The sequence below is a fragment of the Mesorhizobium sp. W016 genome, from assembly GCF_054719485.1.
The window spans coordinates 5,113,720-5,129,488 of record NZ_JBTTIF010000002.1 but is presented as its reverse complement, the minus strand read 5'-3'; the positions used below and the strand labels follow the sequence as shown (position 1 = coordinate 5,129,488).

At 63.2% G+C, this 15,769-nt stretch carries 15 protein-coding genes; 11 read left to right on the top strand and 4 right to left on the bottom strand.

The genetic code is table 11. The annotated features are described in order from the left end of the window. Positions 1-118 precede the first annotated feature (118 nt). Positions 119-1,267: a galactonate dehydratase gene (gene dgoD, locus ACYG9V_RS25325; RefSeq protein ID WP_023714596.1), complete on the bottom strand. Its 1,149-nt coding sequence runs from the start codon at positions 1,265-1,267 to the stop codon at positions 119-121. Between the two features lie 7 nt (positions 1,268-1,274). Beyond that, positions 1,275-2,015, bottom strand: a complete 741-nt coding sequence (locus tag ACYG9V_RS25320; RefSeq protein ID WP_460222029.1) for a FadR/GntR family transcriptional regulator — start codon at positions 2,013-2,015, stop codon at positions 1,275-1,277. A gap of 194 nt (positions 2,016-2,209) precedes the next feature. On the opposite strand from ACYG9V_RS25320, the gene ACYG9V_RS25315 reads away from it, so the two are divergent. From ACYG9V_RS25315 to ACYG9V_RS25300, 4 genes are all read left to right on the top strand, one after another. Beyond that, a complete protein-coding gene (locus ACYG9V_RS25315) occupies positions 2,210-3,199 on the top strand; it encodes an arabinose ABC transporter substrate-binding protein (RefSeq protein ID WP_023668118.1) in 990 nt (329 codons plus the stop codon). Between the two features lie 70 nt (positions 3,200-3,269). Then, positions 3,270-4,781, top strand: a complete 1,512-nt coding sequence (araG, locus tag ACYG9V_RS25310) for an L-arabinose ABC transporter ATP-binding protein AraG (RefSeq protein ID WP_023833960.1) — start codon at positions 3,270-3,272, stop codon at positions 4,779-4,781. An 11-nt stretch (positions 4,782-4,792) separates the two neighbouring features. Continuing rightward, positions 4,793-5,743, top strand: coding sequence for an L-arabinose ABC transporter permease AraH (gene araH / locus ACYG9V_RS25305; RefSeq protein WP_023668120.1), 951 nt, complete (start codon positions 4,793-4,795; stop codon positions 5,741-5,743). Between the two features lie 25 nt (positions 5,744-5,768). After that, on the top strand, positions 5,769-6,548 hold the full coding sequence (locus ACYG9V_RS25300; protein WP_023739508.1) for an SDR family oxidoreductase: 780 nt from the start codon (positions 5,769-5,771) through the stop codon (positions 6,546-6,548). 62 nt (positions 6,549-6,610) lie between these two features. On the opposite strand, the gene ACYG9V_RS25295 is transcribed toward ACYG9V_RS25300, so the two are convergent. Further along, positions 6,611-7,558, bottom strand: coding sequence for a GlxA family transcriptional regulator (locus ACYG9V_RS25295; RefSeq protein ID WP_023712134.1), 948 nt, complete (start codon positions 7,556-7,558; stop codon positions 6,611-6,613). Positions 7,559-7,644: 86 nt separating this feature from the next. Between ACYG9V_RS25295 and ACYG9V_RS25290 the strand changes: the two genes are divergently transcribed. The 7 genes from ACYG9V_RS25290 to ACYG9V_RS25260 all read left to right on the top strand — a co-directional run bounded on the left by ACYG9V_RS25290 (position 7,645) and on the right by ACYG9V_RS25260 (position 14,779). Further along, positions 7,645-8,352, top strand: a complete 708-nt coding sequence (locus ACYG9V_RS25290) for a DJ-1/PfpI family protein (RefSeq protein WP_023702130.1) — start codon at positions 7,645-7,647, stop codon at positions 8,350-8,352. Positions 8,353-8,473: 121 nt separating this feature from the next. Then, positions 8,474-9,208 carry a FadR/GntR family transcriptional regulator gene (locus ACYG9V_RS25285; protein ID WP_023668124.1) on the top strand — a complete coding sequence of 245 codons (735 nt, stop codon included), beginning with the start codon at positions 8,474-8,476 and terminating at the stop codon, positions 9,206-9,208. Continuing rightward, the gene (locus ACYG9V_RS25280; RefSeq protein ID WP_023725462.1) at positions 9,205-10,401 is read left to right on the top strand and encodes a PLP-dependent transferase; all 1,197 of its coding nucleotides are present in this window, start codon (positions 9,205-9,207) and stop codon (positions 10,399-10,401) included. Before ACYG9V_RS25285 ends, ACYG9V_RS25280 begins: the two co-directional genes overlap by 4 nt. Before the next feature lie 26 nt (positions 10,402-10,427). After that, positions 10,428-11,705, top strand: a complete 1,278-nt coding sequence (locus tag ACYG9V_RS25275) for an ABC transporter substrate-binding protein (RefSeq protein WP_023685297.1) — start codon at positions 10,428-10,430, stop codon at positions 11,703-11,705. Between the two features lie 231 nt (positions 11,706-11,936). Beyond that, entirely contained in the window at positions 11,937-12,860 is a 924-nt protein-coding gene (locus ACYG9V_RS25270; protein WP_023685296.1) for a carbohydrate ABC transporter permease, read from the top strand. After that, positions 12,860-13,708, top strand: coding sequence for a carbohydrate ABC transporter permease (locus tag ACYG9V_RS25265; protein ID WP_023668128.1), 849 nt, complete (start codon positions 12,860-12,862; stop codon positions 13,706-13,708). Before ACYG9V_RS25270 ends, ACYG9V_RS25265 begins: the two co-directional genes overlap by 1 nt. A 3-nt stretch (positions 13,709-13,711) precedes the next feature. Next, positions 13,712-14,779 (top strand): ABC transporter ATP-binding protein, encoded by a 1,068-nt coding sequence (locus tag ACYG9V_RS25260; protein WP_023685295.1) that lies wholly within the window; start codon positions 13,712-13,714, stop codon positions 14,777-14,779. A 72-nt stretch (positions 14,780-14,851) separates the two neighbouring features. Here ACYG9V_RS25260 and ACYG9V_RS25255 read toward each other — a convergent pair whose 3' ends face one another. Next, the gene (locus tag ACYG9V_RS25255; RefSeq protein WP_081727386.1) at positions 14,852-15,694 is read right to left on the bottom strand and encodes an AraC family transcriptional regulator; all 843 of its coding nucleotides are present in this window, start codon (positions 15,692-15,694) and stop codon (positions 14,852-14,854) included. Positions 15,695-15,769 lie beyond the last annotated feature (75 nt).

Below are 15,769 nucleotides of genomic sequence, written 5' to 3'. Positions count from 1 at the left end.
CCGACGGTTCCCATGCGCTGGTGCTCGGCGCTGCGGCCCATCAGAGGCCTGCGTTACGCTGGCGCCACCGCGAAATCGAACCCGAGGTCCTGAAGGCCTGGCCGCAAGGTCGGCCGAGCTACCACTCGGCGAAGGAGCCGTCCTTGTGACGCCAGACCGGGTTGCGCCAGCGGTGGCCTTCCTTGGCGCGTTCCTTGACGTAGTCCTCGTCGATTTCGACGCCGAGGCCGGGACCATCGGGGATTGCGACATAGCCATCCTCGTAGCGGAAGACGTCCTTGTTGGCGGCATAGTCGAGCAAATCGTTTGCGGCGTTGTAGTGGATGCCGAGGCTCTGTTCCTGGATGAAGCAGTTGTAGCTGACGGCATCGAGCTGCAGGCAGGCGGCGAGCGCGATCGGGCCGAGCGGGCAGTGGGGCGCCACCGCAATGTCATAGGCCTCGGCCATCGCCGCGATCTTGCGGCATTCGGTGATGCCGCCGGCATGCGACAGGTCTGGTTGGATGATGTCGACGGCGCCTTGTTCGAACACCGATTTGAAATCCCAGCGGCTGTAGAGCCTCTCGCCGAGTGCGATCGGCGTCGAGCCGAGGGCGGCGATCTCCTTCAGCGCCTCGCGATTTTCGCTCAGCACCGGCTCCTCGATGAACATCAGCCGGTAGGGTTCCAACTCCTTGACCAGCATGCGCGCCATCGGCCGGTGGACGCGGCCGTGGAAATCGACGGCGATGCCAATGTTGGACCCAACGGCCTCGCGCACCATGGCGACTCGTTCGACAGCCGCATCTATTCTGTCATGGCTGTCGACGATCTGCAGTTCCTCGGTGCCATTCATCTTCAGCGCCTGAAAACCGCGCGCCACCACTTCCCTGGCGCCATCAGCCACTTCCGCCGGCCGGTCGCCGCCGATCCAGGAATAGACCTTGATGCTGTCGCGCAGCTTGCCGCCGAGCAGTTCGTGCACAGGCACGCCGAGCGCCTTGCCCTTGATGTCCCACAGCGCCTGGTCGATGCCGGCAATGGCGCTCATCAGGATCGGCCCGCCGCGGTAGAAGCCGCCGCGATGCATCACCGTCCAATGGTCCTCGATCAGGCGCGGGTCCTTGCCGATCAGATAATCGCCAAGTTCCTTGACCGCTGCCTCGACCGTCAGCGCACGGCCTTCGACCACAGGCTCGCCCCAGCCGGTAACGCCGGCATCAGTCTCGATCTTCAGGAACAGCCAGCGCGGCGGGACGATGTAGGTGGTGAGCGAGATGATTTTCATGCTGGTCTCAGTTGTTCTTGAGTTTCTTGGCGCTGACCAGGTCGCGCGCCGCAAGGTCGAGGATCCGGCCTGCCGCCGCACGCGCCGCCGCGGCATCGCGCATGCGCAGCGCCTCGACCACCTCACGGTGCGCCGCCACCGCTTCCATGCGCCGGGCGAGCGAAATGGTCGCAGTTGCTTCGAGCGAGAATTTCAGCCCGGTGTCGATAAGATTGCCGATCTGGCGGAAGATCGGGTTGTGGCTCCCGGCATAGACGATCTGGTGGAAAGTGATGTCCGAGCGCGAGAAGGCGGCGAGATCCTCGCCGGCATTGGCCATGCCGCGCCAGGCGGCTTCGAGATCGGCGATCTCCTGCAGCGTCGCACGAGTTGCCGCCAGTTCAGCTACCAGCGGCTCGATGGCGCGGCGCGTCTCGAGGATGGCGTCGAACAATTTGTCGTCCAGTGCATGCGGCGCGTGCCAGGCCAGCACCTGCGGGTCGATGATGTTCCAGTTGTCCTGTTCACATACAACCGTGCCGATGCGGGGCCGCGACAGCACCAGCCCCTTGGCGGCCAGCACCTTCAAGGCCTCGCGGATGACGGTGCGGCTGACGCCATATTCGACGCCGAGTTCGTTTTCGGTCGGCAGGGACGAGCCGGCGGGATAGCGTCCGGAAAAGATGTCTGAGGCAAGCGCCTTGGTCACATCGGGCATGACGCGCGGGCGGCGGGTGTCGCCTGATGCCTTCTTCGAAGTGTCGGTCACCTCAGCCCTCCTCCAAGGCGGCGAAACCACTGATCTCGCGTCCCCGGCCTTACCGGATGCGGATGATTTGCGCCAGCGATCCCTGGTCAGAGCATGTAGCTCAATTATCATACCAGATCAATTGACGAGTATGATAAAAAGAATTAGAGACTCTGCATCCGGGCTGAGCGCCCGGCCATCGCTGGGAGGTAATCATGCGACTTCTGAAGACCGCGCTCGTCGCGGGCGCCCTTGCCGTGCTGTCCGTCACGACCATCGCTGCATATGCTCAGGACACCAAGATAGGTTTTATCGTCAAACAGCCCGAGGAGCCGTGGTTCCAGGACGAATGGAAGTTCGCCGACCAGGCCGCCAAGGAGAAGGGTTTTACCCTGGTCAAGATCGGCGCCGAGGACGGTGAGAAGCTGATGTCGGCGATCGACAATCTCGGCGCGCAGGGCGCGCAAGGCTTCATCGTCTGCACGCCTGATGTGAAGCTCGGCCCCGGCATCGTCGCCAAGGCCGCCGCCAACAATCTCAAGCTGATGACGGTTGATGACCGTCTGGTCGGCGCAGACGGGAAGGCGCTGGAAGACGTGCCGCATATGGGCATTTCGGCGACCAAGATCGGCGAGGCCGTCGGCCAGGCGATCGTCGACGAAATGAAGGCGCGCGGCTGGAAGGCCGACGAGGTTGGCGCCATCCGCGTCTCCTATGATCAGTTGCCGACCGCCGTCGACCGGGTCGAAGGCGCCATTTCGGTGCTCAAGGCCAACGGCTTCAAGGCCGAAAACATCTTTGACGCGCCGCAGGCCAAGACCGATACCGAGGCTGCGCTCAATGCGGCGACGGTGGTACTCAACGCCCATGCCGACATCAAGAAGTGGGTCTCCTTCGGCCTCAACGACGAAGCCGTTCTCGGCGCCGTGCGCGCTTCCGAAAGCGTCGGCATCCCGGCCGAAAACGTGATCGGCGTCGGCATTGGCGGCGCGGATTCGGCGATCAACGAGTTCAAGAAGCCGACCGCCACCGGCTTCGTCGGCACGGTGATCATCTCGCCGAAGCGTCACGGCTACGAGACTGCGCTCAACATGTATGACTGGGTCGCCAACAACAAGGAACCCGAGAAGCTCATCCTGACCGCCGGTGCGCTGGCCAAGCGCGACGACTACCAGACGGTCCGCAAGGGTCTCGGCATCGAATAATCCTCCCTGTACAAACAGGCGGCGGCTCACAGTCGCCGCCTGTTTGGCATGGCAAAAGGATAGGCGCCCCATGTCCTTTCTCGACTTCTCGGAAATCACCAAGACCTATCCGGGCGTCAAGGCGCTGTCCGGCGTCTCGTTCAGCGTCGACAAGGGCGCCGTGCATGGCTTGATGGGCGAGAACGGCGCCGGCAAATCCACGCTGATCAAGATCCTGTCGGGCGACCAGCATGCCGATGACGGCGAGATCCTCATCGACGGCAAGATGCAAGCCTATGCAACGACGCGAGATGCCTTCGACAATGGCGTCATCGTCATCCACCAGGAGCTACAGCTGGTTCCTGAGCTCACTGTTGCCGAAAACCTCAGCCTTGGCCGCTTCCCCACCAACGCCGGCATCATCGCCCGCGCCAGAATGCTGGAAGACGTCGGCGCCAAGCTGAAATCGGCGGGCATCGACATCGATATCAGCCGCAAGGTCAAGACGCTGTCCATCGGCGAACGGCAGATGGTCGAGATCGCCAAGGCGATCATGCTCGACGCGCGCGTCATCGCTCTGGATGAGCCGACCTCGTCATTGTCGTCGCGCGAAAGCGAAATTCTGTTTGCCCTGATCGACCGCCTGCGCGGCGAGGGCAAGGTCATCATCTATGTCTCGCACCGGCTGGACGAAGTGTTCCGCCTCTGCGACAGCCTGACCGTGCTGCGCGACGGCAAGCTCGCGGCGCACCATGCGTCACTGAAAGACGTCACGCGCGATCAGGTCGTCGCCGAAATGGTTGGCCGCGAAATCTCCGACATCTGGGGGTTTCGCCCACGCCCGGCTGGCGATGTCCGGCTGAAGGTCGACGCTGTTTGCGGAGTAAAACTGACGACGCCCGCCAGCTTCGAGGCGAGGGCGGGCGAGATCGTCGGCTTCTTCGGTCTGATCGGCGCGGGCCGCTCCGAACTGATGCGGCTGGTCTTCGGCGCCGACCCGCGCTCAGGCGGCACCATTACCGTTGATGGCAAGGTCGTTCATGCCACCGATCCGCATGACGCGATCCGCGCCGGCATCGTTTTGTGCTCGGAAGACCGCAAGCATGACGGCATCATCCAGGGCCGCTCGATCGAGGAGAACATCAACATCTCGTCGCGGCGTCATCACACGCGCTTCGGAATCCTGAACCGCGCCAGCGAGATCGCCACCGCCGAGACCTTCATCAAGAAGCTCAAGGTGCGCACGCCGTCGCGCAAGCAGGACATCATCAACCTCTCCGGCGGCAACCAGCAGAAGGTCATTCTCGGCCGCTGGCTGTCGGAGCAGGGCGTGCGCGTGCTTATCGTCGACGAGCCGACACGCGGTATCGACGTCGGCGCCAAAGCGGAAATCTACGAACTGCTCTACCAGCTTGCCGAAGACGGCATGGCGATCGTCGTCGTCTCGTCCGAATTGCCGGAAGTGATGGGCATTTGCGACCGCATCCTGGTGATGTGCGGCGGGCGGGTCAGCGCCGAACTCGCGCGCGACCAGTTCGCCGAAAAAGCGATCCTGGCCGCCGCTCTTCCCGATCAGAAAACCCCCGACGCGATCGCATCCTGAGGATCTTTGCCATGACCGATCAGTTGAAGAAGATCCTGCTCGGCGAACAGGGCCTCGTCGTGATCTTCATCGTCGCCTTCGCGCTGGTGTCGCTGCTGGTGCCGAATTTTCTGACTGACCGCAACATGCTCGGCCTGCTGCAGTCGGTGGTCACCGTCGGCATTGTCGCCTGCACCATGATGTTCTGCCTTGCCGCGCGCGACTTCGACCTCTCGGTCGGCTCCATCGTCGCCTTTGCCGGCATGGTCGCGGTGATGGCGTCGAACTATACCGGTTCGATCCTGCTCGGGCTTCTCGCGGCAATCGCCTGCGGCGCCTTCGTCGGCTTCATCAATGGCGTCGTCATCGCCAAATTCCGCATCAACGCACTGATCACGACGCTCGCCACCATGCAGATCGTGCGCGGCCTTGCGCTGATCGCATCGGACGGCCGCGCCGTCGGCATCAACAGCCCGGATTTCTACCAACTGGCGCTGTCGAAGCTGTTCGGCATTCCGACGCCGGTCTGGGTCCTGGCCGTGCTGTTCTGCATCTTCGGTTTTGTCCTCAATCGTACCGTGTTCGGCAAGAACACGCTGGCCATCGGCGGCAACCCGGAGGCTTCGCGCCTGGCCGGCGTCAATGTCGACTGGACGCGCATCTGGATCTTTGCGCTGCAAGGCGTGGTTTGCGGCATCGCCGGCATCCTTTTGGCCTCGCGCATCACGTCGGGCCAGCCCAATGCGGCGGTCGGGCTTGAACTCTCGGTCATCTCGGCCTGCGTGCTCGGCGGCGTCTCGCTTGCCGGCGGCCGCGCCACCATGTCGGGCGTCATCGTCGGCGTGCTGATCATGGGCATCGCCGAAAACGCCATGAACCTGCTCAACATCCCGGCGTTCTACCAATACATTGTGCGCGGCGTGATCCTGCTGCTTGCCGTTTTGCTCGACAATCTGCGTTCGTCGGCACTGGGCCGGCGCTGATCCGTCTTCCAGTGGAGTGACAGCCATGGCTGAGCGCCTGTCCGGCAAACGCATCTTCCTCACCGGCGCCGCGCAAGGCATCGGGCTTGCCATCGCCGAGGCCTGCCTGGCCGAAGGGGCAAAACTGTTCCTGGTCGATCGCGACGGCGCGCTGCTGGACAAAACGGTCGCCGGCCTTGCCGCACCGCAGGGCCATGTCGGACATACCGCAGCCGACATCAGCGACGGGGCCGCGATTGCCGCTGCCGTCAGCCGGGCGACCGACGCGATCGGGCCGATCAACGCGCTGATCAACAATGCCGGGATGAATGTGTTCTCGACGCCGCTCGAGGCGACCGAGGAGGAGTGGAATCGCAATTTCGATGTCAACGTCAAAGGCGCCTGGAACTGCGCCAAGGCGGTGCTGCCGGCAATGATCGCAAATGGCGGTGGCGCGATCCTCAACATCGCCTCGACGCACAGCTTCACCATCATCCCTCATACCTTCCCCTATCCCGTGGCCAAGCACGCGCTGCTTGGGCTGACCAAGTCGCTGGCGCTGGAATATGCCGGGCAGGGCGTGCGCGTGAACGCGCTGGCGCCCGGTTATGTCGAGACGCAGAAGGCGACCGACTATTGGAACAGTTTTGCCGATCCGGTTGCGGCGCGCGCCAAGACGCTGGCGCTGCATCCCGGCGGCCGCATCGCCTCGGCGCGCGAGATCGCGCTGGCCGCTGTGTTCATGATTTCTGAGGAGTGCCCGTTCATGAACGCGGCGACCCTCGTCGTCGATGGCGGGCTCAGCCAGCTACAGCATCCCGCCTGAACGCTGGAGAGGCTCTATTTCTACGGCGTCGACCGCCGGCTTAATGGCGCAAGCCGTAGCGATCAGAAACGCTCGCGATAGGCGCGCGGGTTGGTGCCCAGCACGCGCAGAAAGCCGCGCCGCATGGTTTCTTCCGAGCCGAAACCGCAGCGGCGGGCCGTCTGGTTGACGGGCTGGCCCCGCTCCAGCATCCGCCGCGCCGCCTCGATCCGGATCTCCTCGATCGCGCGGGCAGGTGTCCGGCCGGTGGCCTCGCGATAGCGCCGCGAGAAGCTGCGCGGGCTCATATTGGCGTGGTCGGCCAACTGCGTGAGCGACAGGTCACCGGCCAGATTTTCGAGGATCCAGCCATGCAGCCGGTCGAAGCGTCCGTCGCCTTGCTGCAGCTTGAGGGTCTGGCTGAATTGCGCCTGGCCACCGGGACGTTTCAGGAAGACCACCAATTCGCGCGCCACGGCAAGCGCCGTGTGCCGGCCAAGGTCGGCCTCGACGAGGGAGAGGGCGAGATCGATCCCCGCCGTTACACCAGCTGATGTCCAGACATTGCCGTCACGAATGAAGATCGGGTCAGGTTCGAGGCGGACCGCGGGAAAGCGGCGGGCGAACTCCGCGCAGCGTCCCCAATGGGTCACCGCGCGACGCCCGTCGAGCAGGCCAGCCGTCGCCAGCAGCATGGCGCCGCTGCAGACGGAAGCGGTTCGCGTGGCATCGCGCGAGCGGCTGGCGATCCACTGGATCAGCACGGGATCGTCGCAGGCCGCGTTGACGCCCCATCCGCCGGGCACGACCAGCGTGTCGATCTTACCTCCGTTCGCCGGCAGCACTGCTGCCTCCAGCACGAGACCGGCCGATGTCCGGATGCGCGGTGAGGCGGCGACGACCACGACCTCGTAAGGAGCCGGTTCGCCGGCCTGCCTTTTGAAATCATTGGCGCTGGCAAAGACCTGCAGCGGTCCGCTGACGTCGAGGAGCTGGATGTCGGGATAGGCAAGTACTTCGATACGGCGCATTGGTTTGGCCCGAAGCGAGGGATGAATGGCAATCGTGCCAAACCATGATGCCGTAGATTGCCGGAAGTCAACCCACGGAGATTTCCATGCCCCTTCGTTTCGGCATCCTCGTATTCCCCGACGTCCAACAACTCGACCTCACCGGCCCATACGAAGTCCTGGCATCGGCCAAGGATGCCGAGGTGGAACTGATCTGGAAGGATCGCAACCCGGTGACGTCATCGACGCGCCTCTCGCTGACGCCAACCGCGACCTTTGACGATTGCCGGCCCCTCGACGTGCTGTGCATTCCTGGCGGGGGCGGGGTCAACGCGCTGCTGGAGGACCAGACAGTCCTCGATTTCGTGTGGGAGCGCGCGGGGCAGGTGCGCTACATCACCTCCGTTTGCAGCGGTGCCCTGGTGCTTGGGGCGGCCGGACTGCTGAGGGGCAAGCGCGCGACCACGCACTGGTATGCGCATGATTTCCTTGAGGAGTTCGGAGCGATCCCGGTCGACGAGCGTATCGTCGAAGACGGCAAGCTCATCACCGCCGGCGGCGTCACTTCGGGGATCGACTTCGGCCTGGCGCTGGTTGCGAGGCTGCTTGGACAGGAGGAGGCCGAGATCGTGCAGCTCTCGCTCGAATACGCCCCGGCTCCCCCCTTTCGGTCCGGCACGCCCGCCGAGGCGTCGCCTGCGGTGCTGGCGCAGGCAAAAAAGCGCCTCTCTGCTTCGAGGCGGGTTCGCGAGGCAATCTTCGCTCGCTGGCGCGAGGCTCGCGCCGCCGCTGCGCCGGCGCGCATCCACGGCTGAAGCAGCAAGGCCGAAGGTGCATCCCCTGGCCCTTCGGCCTCGCTGCGTTTCCACTGTTGACAGGTCCCTTCGTCTGTGCAGAAATTGGTTGGACCATTGAACCACTTCGGTAATAGCCCCGGTGACCGAATTCAGCCTTCCGCCGATCCAGACGACGGCCCGCGACGACGCGGTGCTGAAGGCGTTGGCCGGCTTCGTCATGCGCGAGAAGCTGGAACCCGGTGAGAGGCTGCCGACCGAACGCATCCTCGCTGAGCGTCTGAAGGTCAGCCGCAACACGGTGCGCGAGGCGCTGACGCGCTGGGAAGGGCTTGGCCTGGTCGAGCGCCGGCAGGGCTCGGGCACCTATCTCAAGGCCGCCGTCTCGCTCGACATGCTGCACATGCCGCTGACGCTTGCCGGCGGCAATGATTTCACCGGCCTGATGCGCACGCTGGAAATCCGCCGCGCGCTGGAAGCGGAAGCCGCCGCCCTTTGCGCCATTCGTGCCGACAAGGACGACCTCGCCGAGATCGAGCGCAAGCTCGACATCATGGAGGAAGAGTTTCTCAGCCGCGCCGGCATGTCGTCGGAAGAGGACTGGGAATTCCATCAGGCGATCTACCGCGCCTGCGGCAATCCGCTGTTCGAGCAGATTATCGCCGCCATGCACGAACTGTTCCACCGCTTCTGGGAACATCCGCTCGGCGTGCGCGATTTCGGCCACGCAAGCTTTCCCTACCACCGCACCATGTTCGACTGCATCGCCGCGCACGATCCGGAAGGCGCCCGGGCCGAAGCGCTGAAGCTGATCGCCACGGTCGAGGACGATTTGAAGCGCGGCGCCGCCAACCTCAAACTTTCGGTCCGCACATGAACGAGCACAGCTTCGACCCAGGCATTTCCGGCAGCGACTATCTTGCCGAGGCGGCGACGCTTCTGGCGCATGACGACCCGTTCCCCGGCAATGCGGTGGTGCCGCCGATCTACCAGACCTCGCTGTTCACCTTCGCCAGCTATGCCGACATGGCCGACACCTTTGCCGGGCGCAGGAAACAGCCGATCTATTCGCGCGGCGACAATCCGACGGTGATGGAATTCGAGTCGCGCGTCGCAGCGCTTGAAGGTGCTGAAGCCGCACGTGGTTTTTCGAGCGGCATGGCTGCGATCAGCGCGACGTTGCTGGCTTTCGTCGGCGCAGGCGAACGCATCCTTGCGGTGCGCAATTGCTATGGCGACGCCTACCGACTGTTCGAGCGGCTGTTTCCGCGCCTGCATATCAAGGTCGACTATGTCGACGGCTCCGATCCGGATGCGGTGGCCGCGGCACTTCCCGGTGCGAAACTGCTCTACCTGGAAAGCCCGACCTCGATGATGTTCGAGCTGCAGGATCTCGAACATCTGACGCGGCTGGCGAAAGAGCAGGGCATCGTCACCACAATCGACAATTCCTGGGCGACGCCGGTGTTCCAGAAGCCGATCCTGCACGGCGTCGATCTGGTGCTGCACTCGGCCTCGAAATATCTCGGCGGCCACAGCGATACCGTCGCCGGTGTGGTGGCGGGCTCGGCCGCCCATATCAAGCACATCAACGACCAGACCTACTCGCAGCTTGGCGCAAAGCTGTCGCCCTTCGAGGGCTGGCTGCTGTTGCGCGGCCTGCGCACGCTGCCGCTGAGACTGCCGCATCACATGAAGAGCGGGCTCATCATCGCCGAGCGCTTGAAGGCGCATGACAAGGTCGAGCGGGTCAATCATCCCGCCTATTCCAACCATCCCGGCAAGAAGACGCTTGCCGGCTATGCCGGGCTGTTCTCCTTCGAGGTGACGGAGGATGTCGACATTCCCGCTTTCGTCGATGCGCTGAAATTTTTCCGCATCGGCGTCAGCTGGGGCGGTCATGAAAGCCTCGTCGTGCCGGCAAAGGCCTCGCTCGAGCAGACACCGGGTCTCAATTCGATGGCGCGCTTCGGCGTCAGCCCCCGAACCATCCGCTTCAATGTCGGATTGGAAAGCGTCGAAGACCTCTGGGTCGACATCGGCCAGGCCTTCGACAAAGCAAAAAAATGACTGGGTTCAAAATGGGAGTTCTGAACATGAAACGACTGAGCATCATGCTTGCCACCGCTGCCGGCCTGGCGATGTCCGCCAGCGGCGCATTGGCCGACACCACCCTCAAGCTGGTCGAGGTCATCACCAGCCCGCAGCGCACCGAATTCCTGAAGAAGCAGATCGCCGAGTTCGAGGCCGCCAATGCCGGCGTCAAGGTCGAGGTGGTCTCGCTGCCCTGGGGCCAGGCGTTCGAGAAATTCCTCACCATGGTGCAGGCCGGCGATACGCCCGACATCGTCGAGATGCCGGAGCGCTGGATGGGCCTCTACGCCACCAACGGCCAGCTCGAGGATCTCGGTCCCTACATGGCCAAATGGGATGATGCCAAAACGCTCGGCGACCGCGCCAAGCAGTTCGGCTCGACCGTCAACAACACCCAGTTCATGATCCCGTACGGCTACTATGTGAATGCGCTGTTCTGGAACAAGAAGCTGTTCAAGGAGGCCGGTCTCGACGGCCCGCCGGCGACACTCGACGACTTCATCGCCGACTCCAAGAAGATCTCCGCCATTCCAGGCAAGTACGGCTATTGCCTGCGTGGTGGGCCGGGCGCCTTCAACGGCATGCACATGTTCATGAACATCGCCGCTGGCAAGGGCGGCTACTTCAACGAGGACGGCACCTCGACCATCAACGAGGAGGGCTCGGTCAAGGGCCTGCAGATGCTGGCCGACATGTACAAGGACGGGCTGGCGCCCAAGGATGCGGTGAGCTGGGGCTTTAACGAGACCGTCACCGGCTTCTATTCCGGCACCTGCGCCATGCTCAACCAGGATCCCGATGCGCTGATCGGCATTGCCGACAAGATGAGTGCCGACGATTTTGCCGTGGCGCCGCTGCCTGTGGGGCCAAGCGGCAAATCCTATCCGACGCTGGGCTATGCCGGGTGGGCGATGTTCGCCAATTCGCAGCACAAGGACGATGCCTGGAAGCTGATGGCGACGCTGTTGTCGCCCAAGGACAATCTCGAATGGGCCAAGGAAGTCGGCGTCGTGCCGATCCACAATGGCGCCGACCAGGATGCCCACTTCAAGACCGAGCAGTTCAAAGGCTGGTTCACCGAACTCAGCGACACTTCCAAATATGAAATGGTGACGCCGCCGACACATCTGGAGAACCTCGGCAATTTCGTCGACCAGGTGGCGATCAAGAATTTCCAGGAAGTGCTGCTCGGCCAGAAGTCGGCCAAGGACGTTGCCGATCAATGGGCCGCGTTCCTGACCAAGGAACAGCAGGACTGGCTGGCCAAGAACAAGAAGTAGTTCTTCCACCTTCTCCCCGTTTACGGGGAGAAGGTGGCCCGAATGCATGTCGCCCAAAAGTGCGTAGCGGTTTTGGGACAACGACATGCACAGACAGGCCCGGATGAGGGGCAGCGCGAGCACCCCAAGGCTGGCGCCGCCCCTCATCTGCCTGCCGGCATCTTCTCCCCGTGAACGGGGAGAAGGGTGCTGTTGCCGCTGTCGGCACCCACCCATGATTGTTGAGCGCTAATGACTTATGCCGTGTCCGAAATACGATCCGCCGGCCGGCCGCGAAAGAAGCGGCTGACGCATGCAGCAATCGAGCCCTGGCTTTATCTCAGCCCGGCGATCGTTCTGCTGGTCGTGGTGCTGCTGGTGCCGCTGATCATCGGCATCAGCTATTCGTTCCGGAAGTTCTCCGCCTTCAAATCCGAATATGTCGGTCTAGGCCAGTATCAGGCGATGCTGACCGACCAGGTGCTGGGGCAGGCGCTGGTCAACACGCTGTGGTGGACCGTCGCCAGCCTGTTCTTCCAGTTCTTCCTCGGCCTGGGTCTGGCGTTGCTGCTCGACAAACCGTTTGTCGGGCGCAAGTTCGTGCAGGCGGTGGTGTTCCTGCCCTGGGCGGTGCCATCTTTCCTGTCGGGCCTGACCTGGGCGTGGCTGTTCAATCCGATCATCGGACCACTGCCGCATTGGCTCTTCACGCTCGGGCTGAAGGCCGAGCCGACCAATGTGCTGTCCGATCCGGCGACCGCCATGTGGGGGCCGATCATCGCCAACATCTGGTTCGGCATTCCGTTCTTCGCCATCACGCTGCTGGCGGCGCTGAAGTCGATCCCGTCGGAACTGCATGAGGCGGCCGCAATCGACGGCGCTTCGCCTTGGCAGCGCTTCACCAAGGTGACGCTGCCGTTCCTGGCGCCGACCATCGTCATCACCGTCATGCTGCGTACGATCTGGATCGCGACCTTCGCCGATCTGATCTTCGTCATGACCGAGGGCGGGCCGGCCGGCTCGACCAGCACGGTGCCGGTCTACATCTATGTCAGCGCCTTCAAGTCGCTGGACAAGGGCTATGCCTCCGCGGTGGCGGTGCTGCTACTGGTACTGCTCATCGCCTATGCGATCGCGCTGATCGCCATCCGCCGCTTGCTGGTGAGGCACGTCTGATGATTGCCGGACGCTCCACCTCCTCGCGCATCTTCAGCGGCATCGGCCTCTACGCGGCGATTGCCGCCTATATGATCTTTGCGCTGTTTCCGATCTTCTGGACGCTGAAGATTTCGGTAACGCCGGAGCGGCTGCTCTATTCCGAGGGCATCACGCTGTGGCCGTCGCAGACCACCTTCCGCAACTTCATCACTGTCCTGGAAGCCTCTGACTTCCCCCGCTATTTCCTCAACAGCGTTATCGTCTCGGTGTCGACGGCGGCCCTGGTGACAGTCATCGCCACGCTCGCCGGCTACGCCATGTCGCGCTTCACCTTTCGCGGCAAGGCAACGCTGGCGATCATGCTTTTGCTGACGCAAACCTTCCCGCTGGTGATGGTCATTCCGCCGATCTACCGCGTCATGGGCGAGCTTGGCCTGACCAACAGTCTGGTTGGTCTGATCATCATCTACACCGCCTTCAACACCGCCTTCGCCACCTTTCTAATGCAGTCCTTCTTCGACGGCATTCCGAAGGATCTGGAGGAAGCGGCGATGATCGACGGCTGCACGCGGGCGCAGGCGATGCGCAAGGTGATCGTGCCGCTGACCTTGCCCGGCATGGGCGCCACGCTCGGCTTCGTCTTCACCGCCGCCTGGAGCGAATTGCTGTTCGCGCTGATGCTGATCTCCAGCGACGACCAGAAGACCTTTGCCGTCGGCCTGCTCACCTATATCGGCAAGTTCGCCGTGGACTGGGGGCAGATGATGGCGGCGTCGATCCTGGCGCTGATCCCGGTCTGCATCTTCTTCGCCTTCCTGCAACGCTATCTCGTCACCGGCCTCACCGCCGGCGCGGTCAAAGGATAATCGATGGCTTCCGTCACGCTGCAAAACGTCGAGAAGGATTACGGTTCGCTGCGCATCCTGCACGGCGTCGACCTCGAGATCGCCGATGGCGAGTTCGTCGTGCTGGTCGGCCCGTCCGGCTGCGGCAAGTCGACCCTTTTGCGCATGATTGCCGGGCTGGAGGAGGTGTCGGGCGGCGAGATCCATATCGGCGATCGGCTGGTCAACGATGTCGCGCCGAAGGACCGCGATATTGCCATGGTGTTCCAGTCCTACGCGCTCTATCCGCACATGGATGTGTCGTCGAATATGGGTTTCAGCCTGCTTTTGAAGAAGGCGGAGAAGACGACGATCGACGGCAGGGTAGGGGCGGCGGCCAAGCGCCTCGGCCTCGACAGTTTCCTCGGCCGTCTGCCCAGGCAACTGTCCGGCGGCCAGCGCCAGCGCGTCGCCATGGGCCGCGCCATCGTGCGCGATCCCAAAGTGTTTCTGTTTGACGAGCCGCTCAGCAATCTCGACGCCAAATTGCGCGTGCATATGCGCGCCGAGATCAAGGCGCTGCACCAGCAGCTCAAGACCACATCGGTCTATGTCACCCACGACCAGATCGAAGCCATGACTATGGCCGACCGCATCGTCGTCATGCATGACGGCTATGTGCAGCAGGTCGGCCATCCGCTCGAACTCTACGATCGGCCGATCAATACTTTTGTGGCCGGCTTCATCGGCTCGCCCGGCATGAATTTCTTTCCGGCGACAGTGGCCAAGGGCGGCAAGGTGGACGCGGTGCTGGCCGACGGCCAGAAGCTGCGGTTGCCTGATGGCTTGCCGTTGAAGGATGGCGATGTGCTTACTGTCGGGCTACGGCCGGAGCACATCCAGCTTGCCGACGATGGTCCGCTCAAGGCAGAGGTCGAGGTGGTCGAGCCGCTCGGCCTGTCGACGCAGTTCTATGTCCGGCTCGCCAACCAGCTGGTTTGTGTCTTCGTCATGGGACGCAGCACTATCCGGCCGGGCGACACGGTAAGACTGTCTGCCGATCCGGCGGCGCTGCATCTGTTCGATCCCGCAAGTGGCAATCGCATCGGGTGATGGCGGCCATCCGGCCTGTTTTCCGAGCATGATCTCTTCCGGAAACCGGTATCCACTTTTCGAGATCATGCTCTACTGAAGGCTGCCCAGGCTGGCATACATGCCGGTGGTGCGGAACTGCGTCGGGTTGATGCCGTAGAGCCGGCGGAAGACTTTCGAGAAATAGTTGGCGTCCTCGAAGCCGCACAGGATGGCGACCTCCTTGACTGGCAGGAAATCGGCTTTGGTTAGCAGCTTCGCCGCCCGCTGCAGCCGCTGCTGCAGCACGAACTCGGCCGGCGGAACGCCTTCGCTCTCGGCGAAGCAGCGCGAGAAATGGGCGCGGCTGAGGCCGCTGATCTGGACGAGCTCGGCCACGGGCAAGGGCTTGTCGAGATTGGCGTTGATATGATCGATGACCGGCTGCATGACGCTCTGTTTCTCAGTGAAGGCGTGCGAGCCGAAGACATCGTCGTAAAGCGCCATCGCCGCCTCATAGGCGATTGCCGAAGCAGCGCCAGGCGAAGCGCCGCCCTTGATCAGGCGCAGGCTGCAATCGGCGAGATGATCGATCGTCTCCGGCTGCAGCCGAAACACCGGGCCGGAGACGCTGAGTATGGATTTGTGGACGCGCAGCGCCTCCTCGCCATTCATCGAGATCCAGAAATATTCCCAGCGGTCGCCCTTCTCCAGCCAGTAGCGATGGTTGTGTGGCACCAGCACCAGCAGCGTGTCGTTGGCCTGCAGGCGGTAGTTGCGGTTCTCGTAGCGCAGCTGGCCGGTGCCGCTGATCGTGTGCTGCAGCACGGTGAACGGCGTCTGGCCGCGCTTGCGCCCATCCCAGTCGTAAGTCACGCCCTCGCGTACTTCATAGCCGGTGCTGGTCGGCATGGCATGCAGGCGCTGGCGGCCGCGCGGCAGCGAAATGGTGCGCATCAACTGTCCGTTGGCGATCAGATCATGCAGCACAAAATTACCCTCGAAAGCATAATCGTTCTCTGGCCGCGCCCT